The following is a 17,273-nucleotide window of genomic DNA, read 5'->3' as shown; positions in this document are numbered from 1 at the left end:
TTTTTTTCAGGATGATTAAATCTAGTATGTATAGTTGGTAGCACAAACTTGACGTTTTGCAAATAAAAAAGGGAGTAAATTACTCCCTCTACCACTAAGTATTGCTAAAGATGCTTGCTATTAAGAAACTTTAAAATTCTTGAGCACTGAGTTCTGAGTTCCGAGGGCTGAGTGAAGAATCAAGAAATTGTTTTTTTGATTTGCTTCTTTTGCCTCAAAACTCAGCACTCAGCGAGAACTCTGAGCGGAGGCTTTCTTTGATGGTCTGTATCACTGCCGAGAGGCGTAAAGGCTTGCACCTCTCCCTTATGTCCTTTGGACACAAGGCAACCATTCTGGAAAAAACGGTTGGACAGTAGACCAGCATCGCGATCAGAAGTTCGGTGACTCAGCACTGAGCTTTTTAGTAAGCTAGACCCATACTGCGAGTTGTTTCAGCGCCCAGGTAAACCCGGATGCTCAAAAAGTCGGTGGGACAAGCGGTTTCGCAGCGCTTACAGCCCACGCAGTCTTCTGTACGGGGTGAAGAGGCAATTTGAGCAGCTTTGCAGCCATCCCAAGGAACCATCTCCAGTACATCAGTAGGGCAAGCGCGGACGCATTGGGTGCAGCCAATGCAGGTATCGTAGATTTTTACTGTATGAGACATTGAAAAAACCGCTCCTTTCGAGTGTTCTTCTCTGCGAAAGAATCATAATCAACGCATAGTTTACCGCAGTGGTTGATAGGCCGTAATCAAAAGGCTACATAACTTCAAACAATGTAATGAGCACCCTTGAAAAGTTGTTTTTGCGAGATCGTCCCTATTGCCCGATTAATTAGCAACATCATCGGAGCGTATTTATCCCACCCACATACCATAATGTGGTTGAGTCGTAAAGATAAATGAAATAAAAGTCAATCTACAAGACTTAGATGCAGAAGTTATCTATGGTACTTATTGATTGGCAACTATATATAGCAGTCCTAAATCAAACGCGCAGAATTTGAAATTATTGCGACTCCCCTGTAGTCCCACGCCAGATGCAACAAGAGTGGCTCGCCGGACGCCAATTGCTCATGGGGAGCCACTGCGATGAACGGGTTAAGAGGCATAAAGGAGCCAGCGCTGTGGTGAGGCAGTCCGGTCTTCTCCCAAGGGGAGACGCCAAGGGCGATAGCGCAGCGGTAGCGAGCCTGCGAGCGTCTGGGGGTTTCCCCAGGAGGAACTGCCGAAAGGGTTTCCCGACTTGAGGCGACTGGCGTCAAGTGGCGTGGAAACCCCCTGTCCCCCCACTGGCTCCTTAAGGCATCGGGGGGACGGCGTTAACAGGGGGGTGAATTCTTCTTATAACTCATTTAGGATTGCTATAGCAGTCCTAAATCATTCGTGAAAAGTCAGATCACCGACAACTTTTAGGAAGTCGGGGATCTGGACACCGCAAATTTGAACAAATCAGATAGGATTGCTCTAGCTGAAACCTAAGGTTTAGAAGTGGGAGCGAACCAAACAGTTATTTCTCTCTATTTAGTTAACAACATCAACTGTTGGTCTTGGTTTTTAGCATCACTGCTAGTGAGTCTATCAAATCTCGCCTCAAGCAATTCTAAGCGATCGCTCACGGATAACTTATATATTTGACTTTTTAAATCTGGCAAACTCATAATTTTTATTTTTACATATCAGAGGATTTCAGAAATCGCAAACTCATCAATTATCGCAGCAATTTCTATTGGAATCCTTGGTTCACTAATCATCACTTCTAGTTTTTCTTTGTGATTTTCGGCATCAGCCAATTTATCTTTTGTATACTCATTTTCTCGGATTTGTCTAGCAATACTTTCTAGCAGCCAAAGTTGTTCTTCCACAGACAAGGCACGGATGGAGCGCTCAATCTCTAGTAAATTCGGTGATATCATTTTGCTTCTGATTCCAAGCGGGGCGTATTTTTCAAAGATATTATATTTAGTTTATACTGGTTAACCTAGAGCATCGCAAATCCCCCATTATTTTCTCTACGCCTATCTTTTCACAAATCAAATGAGATTGCTATAAATAATCAAAAGCCAGTTTTATGATTTTTTAATTAGGTATTCCTGCTGAAGCAACATGTACGCTAAACTGACTACATGAATTATGAAACAGCTCGGAAACTCCTCATAGATCAGACAATCACAACCGAGGAAAACCCAGATGCCCTGTTAACGCGTATGAAACAGGGTAAACCGCCGGTACCCGGTCAGATCACCTTAATTTTATTGGCATTGAAAGTGGTCTTTGAAGCCCTCAAAGATGCAAAGAGCCTAGATCGCCAACTGGCTTTGACCCTTTATCAGTTAAGCATTAAGGCACAACAGCTATTTGCGGCAGGGCATAAAGCCGGGATAGATTGGCCACCACTACTGAAGGAAGATTTGCTCCGAATTTCTTTAGCATCTGAAAGTATCTTTTCGGGTATATGGCAAACCCTTGCTCCTGTAGGGTTGGGGAACTTGTAGAACACCAATTCAGTAATCTTTAAACGAGAAGAGATCAGGGAGCAAGGGGAGAAGAGGCAGGGGAGCAGGGAACAGAGGGGAAAGAGGTAATTTTAATTCTCCCACTAGCCCCCAGCAAGAACTGCCCCTCTGCCTCTTGTAATCAATACTTCGACGCCGCCCAACTCTTGGAGAGGCTGCGCCAACGGCTACGCTCAGGACAAGCTCAGTACAAATGCCCAATGCCCATTAACGAATTTGCAGTTCACTTTCTAACTTGTCTAGGTCAGTTTTGAGCAAAATCGTCATTTGACCGGTAAAAGCCCTGCCAGTCTTGGGTTGGGCAATTTCCACCCAATATACATAGCGATCGCCTACTCGTAATTCTCCCTTTAAAGCTTCCCGAACCGGAGTTTTGGCAAAACGCGCCGAGTTAATTACGCTCTGGTTGGGATATTCATACACTACCTGAGCGCGATCGTAGTCTTGATAAATCTCCAAACCATAAATCACCCGCAAGGATTCCTGGAGACGCGCAAATGTCATGCCGTTAATGGCATCATACATGGCAATGCGCTCACTGCGAATTCTGCTACGGTCTTTAGAAAATTCTACCCTACCGGGGGGCAAAACCGACGCTTGAAAAGTGAATCGTTGAGCAGCTGTATCAGTCTTTTGGACAAACAATTGCTCTCCACTCCTGGGGCGGAGTGTGGGATGTGCTTTAATCCAGGTGCCTACTTCCTCTGTACTTTGTCCTGGTAAAGCATTAACTTTGGAATCAAAAAGCGTTCCCACGCACAACCAGGGTGCTAGAGAAAAAGGCAAAATTAAACAGTTAAACAGAGATTTATTGAGCATTTTTTTATTCAGGACTTTCATGGAAATTTCCCCATTAGGGAGTAACCATAGTTTTCCCGTCTTTCAGCAAGATTATTTCAAGCGTCAACCCAACTTAAGACATTAAGGATCTTACTTATCAACGCTCTATCATAGAAAAAGCCAAGAATGGAATCGTTATGAGCATTACGTTCAGCCCAGAGCAAGAACAACTAATTCAAGTTTTGCTAGCAATCGGTAGATTTAACAGTGTTGATGAAGTAATTCAAACTGCATTACGCCTTTTAGCAGAAGAGACTCTTGCTTACCAAGGATGGCTTGAAGAAACTCGCACCAAAATTGATGAAGGGATAGCATCACTTGAAAAGAGAGAAGGAATTGATGGTGAAACTTTTGTGAATCAGCTTTTAACACAGTTGAAGCAAGTAAAAGAAGCTTAAGAATGAATCGGTACATGGCAAAAATGGAAGCAAAGAAATTTTCTGGTTAATGCTGGGCAACACTTCAGTTTACCAAAATTACTCTCCTATAACTAGTTGTTAGATATTTTATTCTGACTGGGAACACTATGAATGAGCTTACTAACTCGCAATGATTGGTTGAACGAGAAAAGTTTGCTCCGTTAAGTCCAGAAAAGATAGGAGTACATTTATGGTGTCATGGCTTACAGCAGCACAGTGGAGATGCGTTCAAACTTTCACGGGACATCAAGGATTCCAGTCTGGTGTGAACTCTGTTGCTTTTAGCTCTGATGGGGATTTGTTAGCTAGTGGCAGCGACGATAACACAGTTAAGTTGTGGGATTTGCAAGCAATGCGTGAGATCCAGACACTCACGGGTCATAGAGGTCCTGTTCGCCAAGTCACATTTCACAACAACGGTAACATTATTGCCAGTGCTTCTTTCGACAGAACTATTAATCTGTGGGAAGTGATAAGTGGCAGAAAAATTAAAACGCTTTTTGGCCACTACGATCAAGTGTGCTCAATCTCTATTAATTCGTGTACTAATTTGATGGCTAGTGGCAGCAATGATGGAGATGTGAAACTGTGGGATTTAACGACTAAAGAGGAGATTAAAACTCTATCTAACTCAAATCCTCAAATTATCGAGGCAGTCGCATTCAGCCCTGATGGGAAAGTACTTACTAGCGGCGGATGGGACAACACTGTAACACTGTGGGATGTGGAAACTAGACAGTTAGCGCGTAAATTTTCTGCCCATTCACAGAAGATCCGTTCAATCACTTTCAGCCCCAACAGTCAACTTTTAGCCAGTGCAAGCAACGACAAAACTATTCGATTATTTGATGCCTCAAGTGGGTGCGAAGAGACTCTGCAAGGTCACTCTAAGGCAGTAGTATGTGTGGCTATTGACCCAAGCAGCAAGATGTTAGCAAGTGGGGGTGATGATAAGGAAATTAAGATTTGGGACTTAAAAACCAAGAGAGAAATGTGTACTCTCTCTGGTCATGAGTCCTACATTATGTCTGTCGCCTTCAGTCCAGATGGAAAATTTTTAGCTAGCAGCAGTCATGATAGAAGCATCAAGATTTGGCAGCGTGGATAAGTTGTCAGATATAGATAGGACTTACGCAAAAAGGCAGTGAAAGCCTTGATTTTCCGTAGGGGCAATTCATGAATTGCCCCTAAATTTCGTACTTGATGCGTAAGTCCTAATAGAGTAAATTTTACTCCTGACCGGAGGCGGAGCGTCTCCAACTCCGCTCCTGAATTCTGCTGTAGTTTTACGATTCACTAGGTAGAAGCTTAAAGTAGTACAATTAAACTATAAGAAGCAGGGAAATTCTTCATAGCTCTTGCTGTGATAACTCTGTAAGCTGATGTATGAAAGCGAATAAAGGCTAGCTATTATCTAGCAGGCTGAAGGGGGTGGTTGTAGTGTTGTCATGTTTTAACGTAGCAGATTACTTTATCTGGTTAGCAAATGAAACAGGCTCTTTTATCAGTAATTTAAAGCTGCAAAAGCTTGTGTACTATGCTCAAGCTTGGCATCTTGCACTCTATGACACTCCTTTATTCAAAGAGGATTTTCAAGCCTGGATACATGGGCCTGTAATACCTGCGTTGTACCAGAACTATAAACTTTTTGGATGGCAACCAATTTTAGAGGATGCTAACCCAGACTTACCTCAAGAGGTTCAAGAGTTTCTAGATGAGGTTGCACAAGAGTACTTTGCCTGCGATGCTTATGAACTAGAGCAGATGACTCATGTCGAGGCACCCTGGAATTTAGCTAGAGGAAATCTACCACATGACGAACCTTCCAACGAAGTTATTCAGAAACAGTGGATGAAGGAGTACTACGGATCTCGTGCCGAAGAAAAGGATTAATAAGACTGAGGTTGCCAAAGACGGCATATCAGGTATTAAACCAACAAAGCTGAAGCCACCTCAAGGCATCAGCTTTTCGTTTAAATATTATCAAGACAGTAACAGCAAGTTTTCTTGTAGCAAAAAAGAAGTAATTTACTGGCTGACCTTGCTTGATCGATTAAAAGCTCTATCTAGCCTGACGGCTCAAGAGTTGTTAATGAATCGTAGCAGTACGCTCAGATGTCATCCCATCAAGTGGGAAGATACTAGCGAGAGCGGATTTGATTTGCCGAACGAAGAACAATTAGTTAATATACCATATCAGTTTTCCATCTCCTCAAATGAACATGGTAGGGTTCATGGATTCTTTATTAACGAGATTTTCTATATTGTTTGGCTAGACCCAGATCATCTGCTGTACCTCGCAAAAAATTAAGGAATCATCACCACCTTAATCACTTGTCGCGCTTTCATCTCATCAAACACCTGTTTTAAATCTTTTAATGGCCGCTGTTCACTAATAAGTAACTCAAAGAGAATTTTGCGACTAGCTAACAGTGATAACGCCGATCGCACTTACTCAGGTGTATTCTGAAATACGTACTTGGTAGTAAGTTCACTGTAGTCTAGCCGTTCTGTGTTGAAGGTAATACTTGTATCCCGTGGACATCCACCAAATAAGGTGAATTCTAGTAATAAAATTACCATAGCCGTTGGTTTCGACTTCGCTCAACCAACTGAGTAATCGAGAGTTGAGCGTTCGCGTAGCGTCTCGCAGAGAAGTCGAAACTCGTCAACATAGGTATTTTTTTCATCAGAAATCACCTAAGTTGACTGTTGCACCAGGACGGATCTTTAAGCGGACATAATGTAAAACCGTGTCCTATTTGGGGCAATAAGACACGGTTTTACAGAAGTATTTAGTTATAATATTACAAAAATCAAAGTAAGATTTGATTTATACTAAAGTAATCCATTTACTGAGAGTCCTTTCCTAGTTCATTAACTTTCTCTGTTGTGGGAAAAATTTGGCGCTCGTAATTTGTCCTTTCCTGAGTCAAGGCGATCGCACTAAAGAAAATGGCACTTCCTACAGCCAAGGCTACCATAGGACGCTTCAGCAGGACAAAATCTCTGATAATCCTAGCTAAAGGTCGGCTTTGACGACGTAGCGCCGAAGAAATCATTAATTGTCTCCAAGTAAACGGATCACGGACATAATGACCGCTTTGGCAAACTACTAGCCGTTCCTGGCAATAGGGACAGCAAAACAAGCCCATGCGCGTTTTAACTAGTTTTGGTGTAGCATTTCTTTGGCAAATTGGGCAAGTAACATAATGATTATCAAAGGTGTGTATATTCATTTACCTCGTCCGCCTAGTCCATTTACTCGCTCTATAACAATAGTTATATTGAATGCCGATCAATACTTAGCAGACTTCCAAGTATGGTCTGACATCAGGCATAAATCATACATACATTGTATTACTACAAAGGATGGCTCAATGGTCGTAACACGAGTATAGCTAGATTTAGGCAAGGATGACTTCTAGTTAATGTTTGCGAGTGCGTCCACCCAGCCCACAAAAGCTCTGTTGTCTTTAGAAAGCAATAGCGTTGGCGCTGACTCGCACCCCACTAGCGACGCCGAATAGCCCAACTTAGGCATCGTTGACCCTTAAATAAAAATTGTCTCCCATTTAACCATTCTGCCCACAAAAGTTTTGCACAATAACATTTTTTGCTAAAGCTTTGTAAATCAAACAAATAAAGTCTACTTGTCTGGTTGCTAAATAATGGCTCACAATGAGAAGTAACAGATAAAAATTTAAATTTTTTCTTACATTTACCACGCCTCTGAATGACTCTCTTGCCTCCCACTCAGCTGAGGAAGGTAACGGAACAACCTGCCTTTCCTACACCTTCCGCTCGTTTAGCTCACCTAATTAATCGTTTTCAACCATCCCCAGAAACCGTTGTGCTGTTTTTAGCCATGCTGATTGGCGGTGGTACTGGTATGGGTGTAGTCACTTTTCACTATTCAATCCAGCTGATTCACCAGCTGATGCTGGAAAATTTAATGGGTCAAATCGGCGTCTGGGGTGCTTGGACTTTAGCCTGCGTTCCCACCCTTGGCGGCTTAATCGTTGGCTTCATGCGCTGGCGCACTCAAGACTTTGGCCCTGAACTTTCATCTCTAATCGCTGCCTCTCAAGGAACAGAGATTAAGCGACCACTACGACCAGTTACGAAGATGTTAGCCGCATCTGTTTCTTTGGGAAGCGGTGCTTCTTTAGGGCCAGAGGGACCGAGTGTAGAAATTGGCGCAAATTTTGGGATGTTGTTGTCTGTGATCCTGAATGTATCTCAAGAACAACAACGTTTGCTGTTAGGTGCTGGCGCGGCAGCTGGACTCGCTGCTGGATTTAATGCTCCCATCGCTGGAGTATTTTTTGCCCTTGAGGTGGTAATGGGAGCTACATCTTTCGCTACTTCTGCTGTGAGTGTGGTGCTGCTAGCGGCGGTGGTAGCAGCATTAATTGCCCAAATTGGTTTGGGGACACAACCTGCTTTTGATTTACCTGTTTACCAAGTCCGTAGTCCTTTGGAATTACCCCTTTATCTTGGCTTGGGTTTAGGGGCCAGCTTAGTATCTTTGGCTTATACTCAATCAATTCGGGGAGCAAAAGCCTGCTTTGCTGGAAAGGTTCCAGGTTTTGACTTTTTAGGACGAATTCCTGAGCCGATTCATCCAATTATTGGCGGTGTGATAATTGGCGCAGTTGCTTTGCACTTCCCGCAAATTCTGGGCGTCGGTTATGAAACTGTAGAAGCAATGCTTCAGGATGTAGAGTTTCCACTCTACCTGTTGGTGGTGCTGTTGGTAGTGAAGCTACTGATGACTGCAATTAGTACGGGTAGTGGTTTCATTGGCGGTTTGTTTGCACCAGCAATGTTTTTAGGTGCTTCTTTTGGATCAGCTTACGCCAAGATTTTGGCTGTGGCATTCCCGGCTATTTGCGATCAGATGGCAGCTCCCCCAGCTTATGCAATGGTAGGAATGGCAGCAGTGCTAGCTGCTAGTGTCAGAGCGCCGTTAACGGCTATTTTAATGCTGTTTGAATTAACCCGCGACTATCGGATTGTTTTACCGTTGATGGCAGCTGTGGGTTTGAGTGTTTGGCTAGTGGAAAGGATTAAACCAACTTTTAATTCTAACTCTAACCTACAACAAATTGGTCTTTCTGAATTGAAAGATGAAAAAGCGGAAATTGTGGAGCAAATTTTGGTAGAAGATGCTATGTACCCCTGTCCAAAAAAGCTACCTGCAACCCTTGGAGTGTTAGATGCAGCTGTAGAAATGATCCGCGATCGCGCCCGAAGTGCTTTAGTAATTGATGAAGCAGAGCAATTAGTTGGTATACTTTCTCTGGAAGATATTAACCGCGCCCTTGCTCTTTGGCAAACTTACCCAAATTCGCTAACTGAAATTCCAGATAATTTATCCAGTCAAACCCTCATAGACATTTGTACTACTGAAATCCTTTACGCATGGCAGGATGAACTATTATCTGAAGCTTTAGACCGGATGACTCTTCGAGGTTTGCATCAATTGCCAGTGGTAGCACGAGACAAACCCGATCGCATTTTGGGTTTACTAGAAAGAGAGCAAATTGCATTAACTTGCAATTTAGCAGTTACGCGCAAGGCACTTCGCCACTATTTACCAGTCTTACCCACCACAGATATAGTTATTAATAATTAGTCAAGGGTGAATCAATTTTGGATTTTGGATTTTGGATTTTGGATTTGCGATAGCCTTAGCGAGTTTTGTCTGTGACACGCTGTTCGCGTTTTAGCGTCGGTACTAGTACAGCACGGCGGAAATAAGCAGACCATTAAAAAACCCTAAAAAGCTTATTCCATAATACTTTTGACTTTTGACTTTTGACTTTTGACTTTTGACTTCCGCCTTGCGGTACTAGCATCTTTTAGATTTGTTCGACCCACAAGGGGGAGCCAGTGCGGTGGACGGGTTGCCCGGTATAAAGCAAGTGTCGTTGGGGCATGAACCAAAAAACAATTCCATTATCCAATATCCAAAATTGGCAAGGTCAAGGGTCAAAAATCTTGGACTTTTGATTAATGACTCTTGAGTGCCAATTTTAGATTGAAGAAAACCCGATAGCGCAGCCTAAAGCCTTCTCTTTGAGAGGCTTGTCTGCGACACGCTGTTCGTGTTCGCCAACAGCATGGCAACTCTTAGAGACGCTCTTGCGTTCGCTTAGAGCGAGTCAGACACTCGCGGACTCGCTAACGCTGTGCTACCCTTGCGTCTTTTAGGTTCATGCTAGACTAATGTCTCGCTACGCGTTTTCACCCTTTGTGGGTGACACAAATCCAAAATTCAAAATCTTCAAGCCCCATCTGTTTATTGGTGGGGTCAATCCAAAATCTAAAATCGTTCGACTGAGCGTAGCCGAAGTCTAAAATCTGTTGACTTTGGACTCTTGACTATATTATTAAGCTGTGGCTTCTATGGCTTCATCATCTTCCCGATCTTCTGGATCTACCTGTCTCAGACGAATGTGCTTTTTGCCTAAAGTGATCAGAAACTCATCTCCTGGTTTAAGATTCATCTGTTTTGTATAAGCTGAACCTATAAGTAAGTTACCATTCGATTGCACACTAATTCTATAGCTGGCACTACGTCCACCACGCCCATTAGCACTGGGTGTACTGTCCAACTGAATGCCTTCGGCATCAATTAGGGCATTTAAGAACTTCATCATATTGACGCGCTCTATACCGTTTTTGGTAATGGTATAGTAGCCGCACTTCTTGGCTTTGTCTTCCTTGCTCTCGCTTTCTAGCTCTTTGACTTTTTTGAGCAGTTCTTCACCGAGTAGGGGTTCAATTTTTTTCAGTTTAGGCATCAACTTAGGTCGAAAATGAATGTTTGAAGTGTTTGAATCGATTTTATTTTAGCTGACATTGAGCTAATAGGAACATAATCCTTTAGTTTTTATCTCAACCTAGCCAAGTATATTACACTCATAGGCACAATTGTTATGTGATTAACAATATTGCCAAGACAATCTATTTTACAGAATGCTGGCAATGCTGATAACTATATATATATAGTTAGTGAATCACTGCTAGACTATACAAGTTTTAAGTTTTCTAAACTAACCCTCAAAAGGTTGTTTCCAAGCTTTAGATGATAACTGAGTCAGAGAATGATAAGTAAAACTGATCCTTAGTCAAAGGTCAAGAGGAGGCAGTGCGGTCTTAGGGTCTCCCCAAATAGAGCAATAAGCGTGTTTCCCCAAAAAGAGCAACTACCGTTCAAGGGTCAATATTTGGACTCTGTAAAATTGACTATTGACTAAACAATAAACCTTGCCAAAATGAAACTAACTACCAGAGGACACTATAGTGTGAAGGCGTTGCTAGATTTGAGTTTACAGCCAAGATATGGCCCTGTATCTGTGAGAGCGATCGCCAAACGCCAAGATATCCCAGCTCCTTACCTCGAAAAACTACTAATAGAAATGCGTCGTGCGTCTTTAGTGAAATCAATTCGTGGTAGCATCGGTGGATACCAATTGGCAAGAGAGCCTGCACAAATATCTATAGGACAAATTTTAGAAGCAGTTGGCGAGACTAGCCATTTACCCCATCACACCCCAGCACCTGCACAAGCTGAAGATTGGGTAACATTTAGTCTCTGGCAGAGACTCAACCAAAAGCTTAAAGAAGCTTTGTACAGTATTACTCTGGCAGACCTTTATTACGATGCTCGTAGCTGGCAGGCTTCCCTTGGAGAAGAGGCTAGTTTTGTGGTTTAGTAAAGAGTCAATAGTCAATAGTCAATAATCCAAATATTGACCCTTGCGAGCCAGTTCACTTGACAGAGGAAACTCCCGCACATGACTGGCTCCTGTTGACCACGAATTTTAGATTTTAGGTTTTTTGGTTCTTGCCCCGGATTTCTTACCGCTGTTCGCTTTCGTGGTCAGGGTCAATTCCATTATCCAAAATCCATTATCCAAAATTGGTTGACCCTTGACCAGTAACTTATGACTAATAGCATCTATATCTTAATAATTGCTGCACTTTTAGATTACTTAATTGGCGATCCTTGGGATTGGCCTCATCCAGTGCAAGTTATGGGGTGGGTAATTTCTCGCCTGACTAAATTTTCTCTGCAATTGTATCAAAATTCTCTAACACAACGCCTAGCTGGAATTGTACTAGGCATTATCCTAATAATTGGTAGCGGCCTTGTTGGCTTTTTGATTATTCAAAGTGCTAGATGGGTTCATCCGTTGTTGGGAATTGCAATAGATAGTATTCTTTTGGCTAGTTGTTTTGCTGGCAGAAGTTTGCGAGCAGCAGCAGTGGCTGTTTTACAACCTTTAACAGCGGGAGATTTGGGGCAGGCTCGGAAGATTTTAAGTAATTACGTTGGTCGAGATACACAAAACCTCTCACAAGCAGAAATTTCACGAGCCGTTTTAGAAACGGTTGCAGAAAATGCCACTGATGGGGTAATGGCTCCACTTTTTTATGCAATTGTTGGTGTCTTTGTGCCACTTGTGGGGCCAACTCCCTTGGCTTTAGCATACAAAGCCAGTAGTACCCTTGATTCAATGGTGGGCTATCGGGAAGCACCCTATACTTATTTGGGATGGTTCTGTGCGCGGTTGGAAGATTGTTTGACTTGGCTACCTTGTCGGTTAACAGTTGTGACTCTGGCGCTGTTATCAGGTAAACCGATGCATGTTTACCGAATTTGTCGTCGGGATGCAATTAATGATCCTAGTCCCAATTCTGGCTGGAGTGAGTGCGCCTATGCTGCTTTTTTGGGTGTGCAGATGGGTGGAACAAATTGGTATCGTGGGGTAGCTAAGTACAAACCACTGCTAGGAGATGCTATTTATCCGATTACTGCAACTTCTATTCAGAATGCTTTGCAGCTGACTCGATATTGTTTTTTGCTATGGTTAGGGATAGCGATCGCTATATTCTTAATATTCCCAAATAAGTAATGATAAATATAAAGTTAGGAGTTAGGAGTTAGGAGTTAAGAATAAAAATTCCTAACTCTTAACTGATCACTCCTAACTTATCACTCGCTATGTCTGCCAAAGTAGTTGAAATTCTCTCATCAGAAGAAATCCGTCGGACCTTGACTCGCCTCGCCTCTCAAATTGTGGAAAGGACACGTGATTTGTCTCAACTGGTGCTTCTTGGTATTTATACCAGGGGTGCGTTATTAGCCGAATTGTTGGCGCGTCAGATTGAGACACTCGAAGGTGTAGCCGTGTCAGTCGGTGCTTTGGACATTACATTTTATCGAGATGACCTCGATAAAATTGGATTGCGGACTCCAACAAAAAGCGAAATTCCTTTTGACCTGACGGGGAAAACGGTTGTACTCGTGGATGATGTTATTTTCAAAGGACGGACGATTCGCGCTGCTTTGAACGCAGTCAACGAGTACGGTAGACCAGAGGTGATTCGTTTAGCTGTGTTAGTAGACAGAGGTCATCGAGAATTACCAATTCACCCAGATTTTATTGGCAAGCAGTTACCTACTGCGAAAGAAGAAGTTGTCAAAGTTTACTTACAAAATTGCGATGGACGAGATGCAGTGGAGTTGATTGGAGATTAGGAGTTGGGAGTTAGGAGTTTGAAGAATTTGCTCGATTTGTAAAGACTGACGAATTTTCAAGGTGATAGGCGTTCTAATTCTGCTTGTACCCGATTGCGATCGCGCAGCAGGGCAAGCCGTTCGCTAATATCCATGATCGTGCCCATCATCCGCACTAGCTTACCTGTTTTGTGATCAACGACATAACCCCTTTGAATCCTACTCTTTTGTTTATGGATTACGGTTTTTGGCTAACCCACAACCTAATGTCATGAAAATTTGACATTATCACCATTACTCAACATGGAAGTAGCTAATAATGTTATGAAAGCATGACAATTCGATCCCAGAAGAGCCGATAAATTCGTGAAACAGCTAAAAACCCTATTGAAACCCCTTGATCCCTACATATGCTTAGTGGTTAATATTGACTTAACATAACAAATAGAACTCCTCCGATCCCAAAGAAATGCTGATTTTGGCATAACAAGGAATTGATTGGAAGTGATCTCAATTTAAAAACTTAAAAACTGGGCAAAACCAGGAGTCAGGAATAAGAAGTTCATCTGGAGTGGATGACATTTTATATAGCATTCTTTAACCAGGGGAAATCATTTACCGCTTAAACTACTGGAGGCCAAACAAATGGCAAAAGAACGCCCACCACTAGAAGAGATGACCTTACGGCAACTACGCAGAGTTGCCAGCGAATATAGCATCTCTCGCTATAGCCGAATGCGTAAATCACAATTGCTGGCATCAATTCTAGAAGTCCAGCGCAGCAAAACTTTGCTTAGTCCATCTCGTTCGTTGGAGGCACAAGAAACCGTGGAAGCAGCTAAGTTTGAATTAGGTCAGGAAGATCGGACTGGTGGATCTTTGGCTGATGTTGATGAAGGACTCGCCGATCTGCCCTCTGGCTATGGTGAAAGCCGGATTGTCCTCTTACCGCGCGATCCTCAGTGGGCTTATACTTACTGGGATATTCCGAATGAACATAAACAGGAACTGCGCCGACAAGGAGGACAGCAACTCGCACTACGGATTTATGATGTCACCGACATCAATATCGAATACCAAAGTCCTCACAGTATTCAAGAATATCCTGCTGATGAACTAGCTAGAGAATGGTATCTACCAGTTCCAGTTAGCGATCGCGATTATACGATTGATATCGGTTATCGTGCTGCTGATGGTCGCTGGTTAGTACTAGCTCGTTCTGCTAAAGTACACATTCCTCCCGTCTATCCTTCTGACTGGATTGAAGATGTCTTCATCACTGTCAACTTTGAAGAAGATTTACGTGGTGAGACTCAGTACGAACTGGTTCACCCTGCTGAGAAGATTGCAGTTACCACCAATGATGGTGTGAATGTGAATGTCAACGGCAACAGCAACAGCAACGGTAACCCCATCTACGACGAAATATTTGGTTTAGCCGAATCTGCTGAAGCACAACGGGTTGCTGGTTCTATCTTCGGCTCCCAGCAGCAAGTACCAAGTTCAGCGCGTCCTGAACAAGCCATTAGCTCCTATATTTTCCCATCTGGTGTGGGTCTGTGGGCAGTTCCCACCGGATCTGGCTTAACTGCTTCCGGTGCAGGAATGTCAGGTGTTGGCTTCTCGGCTTCCGCTGTACCAGTTCGTCCGCGCCAGTTCTGGTTAATTGCCGATGCTGAGTTGATAGTCTACGGTGCAACTGAACCTGATGCTACCGTAACCATTGGTGACCGGAGAATTCAGTTAAATCCAGATGGGACATTCCGCTTCCAGATGTCCTTCCAGGATGGTTTAATCGACTATCCGATTTTGGCTGTAGCTGCTGATGGTGAGCAAACCCGGTCAATTCAAATGAAATTTAATCGTGACACACCATCTCGGAATACTAACACCAAAGAAGAAGCTGTTTTAGAATGGTTCCCTTAAGTTTTGGCTCTTAGATTAACTCCAAACTGAAATTTTAAATTATTCCCCGCTATAGTAATTCTGTAGCGGTTTTTTTGCATTATATGTCTACAAAAAAATTATTTTTGTTATTTAGCTTGATAATTGGTGCAAGCTTTTTATCAGGTTGTCAAGAGATTGAGGCAAATTCAGTCCCAAAAGCATCTAAAACTTGCCTTGGTAAAGATGCTAAGTTCAGTATTGATTTTTTTAAAACTAATAATCAAGGTAAAAAAAATCAAAGAGGTATTAACAATGTGATTATTTTTAATCCCAAATCAGCAGAATTAGATTTCAAAGTTAATGTTGGTCTATCTCATAAACTCTACGCCAAAGATGCTAGGGGGAAACTGCGTAAAGAATATGTACCAAAACAGTTTCATGAACTCATCGGCGATGAGAATGCCAAATTAAACGACCAGCTACCCATTGCCGCAATTAATGCCGACTATATAGGTACTGATGATAAACCACAAGGCTTAAATGTTTCTCGTGGCGTAGAGTATTCAGGAGCATTTAAAAATAAACGTTCTTCCTTTGGGATATCAGGAGGTACACCCAACCAGCGACAGGCTACTATCCAAACTGGTAGAAGAAAGAGCGATATTCTCAATTACAATTTAGTGGGCGGTAATGGCAGATTCTATCGTCAGGGTAAGTTTAAAGATATTTGTCAAGATTTGGGAGAATTTGCCTGTAAAAATGCAACTAATCGCTCTCTGGCAGCTATCACTAATCAAGGCTATGTAATACTATTAGTTAATGACTTGAAAGCTAATTCAAATATTGAGTTATCTCAAGTTAATCAAGAGCTACTGCCAGATATGTTTGATAATGTCCTAGAAGGTATTGCTAGCAATAACTGTTTAGGTAAGATTCAAGAAGGGATTTTATTTGATGGAGGGATGTCTCCAGGATTATATTATAACCAGAAAACTTATGTAGAAAACCTTGGGCCGATTGGCTCAGTTTTTTTAATTTACAAAAAATAAAATAGTTTAGAAGTTTAGGGCTGTAACGTAACTACGCCCGTTGTAAACATCGACTTTTGTACCATCAACAGGCTATTTTAGACTGGATAGCTTAGGAGCATCCCGTTTTGGAAGAAACATTTTGGTATCTCACCCTAAATCCAAATACTTTGTCCAGTAAAGACTTTTGTCGCTGGCTAGGACTAGATTTACTTCCATCTGGCTCAATTTTAGAGTACTGACCTTTTAACTTTTTGCGAATTCTCAAGCTTGTTTGGATTCACCCAACGATTAACAAATTCGTTGTTATGTTTGTACACCTTGATTTGCACTTGTTTGAAGCTTAACTTGACTACTTCTGCGGGAATTCTTTGGATATCGCTAGAATCTGTGCGAGCCTTGTAAAGCCAAATGACTTTTTGCCCTACTTGAAAGTAGTTAGGATTGCTAGTTAAAGAAGGCGCTCTTTCTGCCCAAGAAGGGAAAGCAATTGCTAAGTTGATCAAAAGTACTAAGACCACTAGAGTGATTTGGAAAAGTTTCATGAGCATTGCGCTTGTCTTGGGTCTGGTGGGGCAATCAATCTGCTGCTCTAGCATTTAGCTATTGTCCTTCTTTGCTTTCTCTAAGTTGAAAAGTAGATACATTAAAACTTCTTTGGGCAATTTAGCATTACTTTGTTCTTTGAACTCTGAGCGAGTAGCTTAGGAATGGGCGCTCCGGTACTGAGTACTGTAGAAGTTATTCTTATTAAGTTCTTGGTTGGAGTCCCAATCCTCCGTAAAGAGTTCAAAGTTCAAATCTCTACTGATTTCAGGATAAAGCAAGTTTGATAATAAAATCAAATAGTCTTATTTGTTGATATAATAAATTTAACTTATGATAGAGATTGTGATGCTCTGACTTGAGATCACAATCTCTATCTCAGCAGTTTGCAACTTAAATCATGCATTCTCCCTAAAACAGGAGATACTTTAGGGACTTCCAAGCAAAAAAATCACCAAATATAAGAATGATAATCATTGTGAGGTGGGGGAAGGAGAAACAGCCGACGGCTGCTTCTCC

General features: G+C 42.3%; 19 protein-coding genes and 1 pseudogene. 11 read left to right on the top strand and 9 right to left on the bottom strand.

All coding sequences use genetic code 11. The annotated features are described in order from the left end of the window. Positions 1-403: 403 nt before the first annotated feature. The 4 genes from psaC to V7K49_RS14830 form a co-directional block, all read right to left on the bottom strand. Positions 404-649, bottom strand: a complete 246-nt coding sequence (psaC, locus tag V7K49_RS14845) for a photosystem I iron-sulfur center protein PsaC (protein WP_012411495.1) — start codon at positions 647-649, stop codon at positions 404-406. A gap of 435 nt (positions 650-1,084) precedes the next feature. Then, entirely contained in the window at positions 1,085-1,276 is a 192-nt protein-coding gene (locus tag V7K49_RS14840) for a hypothetical protein (RefSeq protein ID WP_334867693.1), read from the bottom strand. A 227-nt stretch (positions 1,277-1,503) separates the two neighbouring features. After that, a complete protein-coding gene (locus V7K49_RS14835) occupies positions 1,504-1,644 on the bottom strand; it encodes a hypothetical protein (RefSeq protein WP_335206189.1) in 141 nt (46 codons plus the stop codon). Between the two features lie 18 nt (positions 1,645-1,662). Further along, positions 1,663-1,899, bottom strand: a complete 237-nt coding sequence (locus V7K49_RS14830; protein ID WP_334867691.1) for a hypothetical protein — start codon at positions 1,897-1,899, stop codon at positions 1,663-1,665. A 210-nt stretch (positions 1,900-2,109) separates the two neighbouring features. On the opposite strand from V7K49_RS14830, the gene V7K49_RS14825 reads away from it, so the two are divergent. Continuing rightward, a complete protein-coding gene (locus V7K49_RS14825; RefSeq protein WP_335206188.1) occupies positions 2,110-2,478 on the top strand; it encodes a Dethiobiotin synthetase in 369 nt (122 codons plus the stop codon). Between the two features lie 228 nt (positions 2,479-2,706). On the opposite strand, the gene V7K49_RS14820 is transcribed toward V7K49_RS14825, so the two are convergent. Continuing rightward, a complete protein-coding gene (locus V7K49_RS14820; protein WP_335206232.1) occupies positions 2,707-3,318 on the bottom strand; it encodes a hypothetical protein in 612 nt (203 codons plus the stop codon). A gap of 158 nt (positions 3,319-3,476) precedes the next feature. Here V7K49_RS14820 and V7K49_RS14815 point away from each other — a divergent pair, with 158 nt between their 5' ends. The 4 genes from V7K49_RS14815 (at position 3,477) to V7K49_RS14800 (ending at position 6,069) form a co-directional block, all read left to right on the top strand. Beyond that, complete coding sequence (locus V7K49_RS14815) at positions 3,477-3,737, top strand: ribbon-helix-helix domain-containing protein (protein WP_335206187.1); 261 nt, start codon at positions 3,477-3,479, stop codon at positions 3,735-3,737. A gap of 211 nt (positions 3,738-3,948) precedes the next feature. Beyond that, positions 3,949-4,866: a WD40 repeat domain-containing protein gene (locus V7K49_RS14810; protein ID WP_335206185.1), complete on the top strand. Its 918-nt coding sequence runs from the start codon at positions 3,949-3,951 to the stop codon at positions 4,864-4,866. Between the two features lie 332 nt (positions 4,867-5,198). Further along, entirely contained in the window at positions 5,199-5,651 is a 453-nt protein-coding gene (locus V7K49_RS14805; protein WP_335206184.1) for a Panacea domain-containing protein, read from the top strand. Further along, on the top strand, positions 5,632-6,069 hold the full coding sequence (locus tag V7K49_RS14800; protein WP_335067583.1) for a hypothetical protein: 438 nt from the start codon (positions 5,632-5,634) through the stop codon (positions 6,067-6,069). The genes V7K49_RS14805 and V7K49_RS14800 overlap by 20 nt, the downstream gene beginning before the upstream one ends. Here V7K49_RS14800 and V7K49_RS14795 read toward each other — a convergent pair. Then, positions 6,066-6,314: pseudogene (locus V7K49_RS14795) on the bottom strand (dehydrogenase); the annotation flags it as partial. The gene V7K49_RS14800 and the pseudogene V7K49_RS14795 overlap by 4 nt on opposite strands. A 296-nt stretch (positions 6,315-6,610) precedes the next feature. After that, positions 6,611-6,997 carry a hypothetical protein gene (locus V7K49_RS14790; RefSeq protein WP_335206183.1) on the bottom strand — a complete coding sequence of 129 codons (387 nt, stop codon included), beginning with the start codon at positions 6,995-6,997 and terminating at the stop codon, positions 6,611-6,613. 497 nt (positions 6,998-7,494) lie between these two features. Here V7K49_RS14790 and V7K49_RS14785 point away from each other — a divergent pair, with 497 nt between their 5' ends. Beyond that, a complete protein-coding gene (locus tag V7K49_RS14785; RefSeq protein ID WP_334867678.1) occupies positions 7,495-9,399 on the top strand; it encodes a chloride channel protein in 1,905 nt (634 codons plus the stop codon). Positions 9,400-10,156: 757 nt separating this feature from the next. On the opposite strand, the gene V7K49_RS14780 is transcribed toward V7K49_RS14785, so the two are convergent. Next, the gene (locus V7K49_RS14780; RefSeq protein ID WP_273768913.1) at positions 10,157-10,570 is read right to left on the bottom strand and encodes an AbrB family transcriptional regulator; all 414 of its coding nucleotides are present in this window, start codon (positions 10,568-10,570) and stop codon (positions 10,157-10,159) included. Between the two features lie 474 nt (positions 10,571-11,044). On the opposite strand from V7K49_RS14780, the gene V7K49_RS14775 reads away from it, so the two are divergent. The 5 genes from V7K49_RS14775 to V7K49_RS14755 all read left to right on the top strand — a co-directional run bounded on the left by V7K49_RS14775 (position 11,045) and on the right by V7K49_RS14755 (position 16,229). After that, positions 11,045-11,485, top strand: a complete 441-nt coding sequence (locus tag V7K49_RS14775; RefSeq protein ID WP_334949528.1) for an Rrf2 family transcriptional regulator — start codon at positions 11,045-11,047, stop codon at positions 11,483-11,485. 231 nt (positions 11,486-11,716) lie between these two features. After that, the gene (gene cbiB / locus V7K49_RS14770) at positions 11,717-12,688 is read left to right on the top strand and encodes an adenosylcobinamide-phosphate synthase CbiB (RefSeq protein ID WP_335206182.1); all 972 of its coding nucleotides are present in this window, start codon (positions 11,717-11,719) and stop codon (positions 12,686-12,688) included. 89 nt (positions 12,689-12,777) lie between these two features. Beyond that, the gene (gene pyrR / locus V7K49_RS14765) at positions 12,778-13,314 is read left to right on the top strand and encodes a bifunctional pyr operon transcriptional regulator/uracil phosphoribosyltransferase PyrR (RefSeq protein ID WP_298920883.1); all 537 of its coding nucleotides are present in this window, start codon (positions 12,778-12,780) and stop codon (positions 13,312-13,314) included. A gap of 624 nt (positions 13,315-13,938) precedes the next feature. Continuing rightward, on the top strand, positions 13,939-15,219 hold the full coding sequence (locus V7K49_RS14760; protein ID WP_335206181.1) for a DUF4912 domain-containing protein: 1,281 nt from the start codon (positions 13,939-13,941) through the stop codon (positions 15,217-15,219). A gap of 83 nt (positions 15,220-15,302) precedes the next feature. Next, the gene (locus V7K49_RS14755; RefSeq protein WP_335206180.1) at positions 15,303-16,229 is read left to right on the top strand and encodes a phosphodiester glycosidase family protein; all 927 of its coding nucleotides are present in this window, start codon (positions 15,303-15,305) and stop codon (positions 16,227-16,229) included. Between the two features lie 209 nt (positions 16,230-16,438). Here the strand turns inward: V7K49_RS14755 and V7K49_RS14750 are convergent, their stop codons facing one another. After that, entirely contained in the window at positions 16,439-16,753 is a 315-nt protein-coding gene (locus V7K49_RS14750) for a hypothetical protein (protein ID WP_335206179.1), read from the bottom strand. Positions 16,754-17,273 lie beyond the last annotated feature (520 nt).

Origin of the sequence: Nostoc sp. (assembly GCF_036919675.1) — a bacterium.
Lineage (GTDB): Bacteria > Cyanobacteriota > Cyanobacteriia > Cyanobacteriales > Nostocaceae > Nostoc.
The sequence above is the reverse complement of the archived record's forward strand: the minus strand, read 5'-3'. Positions and strand labels throughout refer to the sequence as shown.

Excerpts from the sequence above, each read along its gene's own strand:
- pyrR (WP_298920883.1), top strand. The coding sequence starts at position 12,778 with ATGTCTGCCAAAGTAGTTGAAATTCTCTCATCAGAAGAAATCCGTCGG.
- cbiB (WP_335206182.1), top strand. The coding sequence starts at position 11,717 with ATGACTAATAGCATCTATATCTTAATAATTGCTGCACTTTTAGATTAC.
- V7K49_RS14760 (WP_335206181.1), top strand. The coding sequence starts at position 13,939 with ATGGCAAAAGAACGCCCACCACTAGAAGAGATGACCTTACGGCAACTA.
- V7K49_RS14785 (WP_334867678.1), top strand. The coding sequence starts at position 7,495 with ATGACTCTCTTGCCTCCCACTCAGCTGAGGAAGGTAACGGAACAACCT.
- V7K49_RS14775 (WP_334949528.1), top strand. The coding sequence starts at position 11,045 with ATGAAACTAACTACCAGAGGACACTATAGTGTGAAGGCGTTGCTAGAT.
- V7K49_RS14750 (WP_335206179.1), bottom strand. The coding sequence starts at position 16,753 with ATGAAACTTTTCCAAATCACTCTAGTGGTCTTAGTACTTTTGATCAAC.
- V7K49_RS14820 (WP_335206232.1), bottom strand. The coding sequence starts at position 3,318 with ATGCTCAATAAATCTCTGTTTAACTGTTTAATTTTGCCTTTTTCTCTA.
- V7K49_RS14790 (WP_335206183.1), bottom strand. The coding sequence starts at position 6,997 with ATGAATATACACACCTTTGATAATCATTATGTTACTTGCCCAATTTGC.
- V7K49_RS14835 (WP_335206189.1), bottom strand. The coding sequence starts at position 1,644 with ATGAGTTTGCCAGATTTAAAAAGTCAAATATATAAGTTATCCGTGAGC.
- psaC (WP_012411495.1), bottom strand. The coding sequence starts at position 649 with ATGTCTCATACAGTAAAAATCTACGATACCTGCATTGGCTGCACCCAA.
- V7K49_RS14815 (WP_335206187.1), top strand. The coding sequence starts at position 3,477 with ATGAGCATTACGTTCAGCCCAGAGCAAGAACAACTAATTCAAGTTTTG.
- V7K49_RS14780 (WP_273768913.1), bottom strand. The coding sequence starts at position 10,570 with ATGCCTAAACTGAAAAAAATTGAACCCCTACTCGGTGAAGAACTGCTC.
- V7K49_RS14810 (WP_335206185.1), top strand. The coding sequence starts at position 3,949 with ATGGTGTCATGGCTTACAGCAGCACAGTGGAGATGCGTTCAAACTTTC.
- V7K49_RS14830 (WP_334867691.1), bottom strand. The coding sequence starts at position 1,899 with ATGATATCACCGAATTTACTAGAGATTGAGCGCTCCATCCGTGCCTTG.
- V7K49_RS14755 (WP_335206180.1), top strand. The coding sequence starts at position 15,303 with ATGTCTACAAAAAAATTATTTTTGTTATTTAGCTTGATAATTGGTGCA.
- V7K49_RS14825 (WP_335206188.1), top strand. The coding sequence starts at position 2,110 with ATGAATTATGAAACAGCTCGGAAACTCCTCATAGATCAGACAATCACA.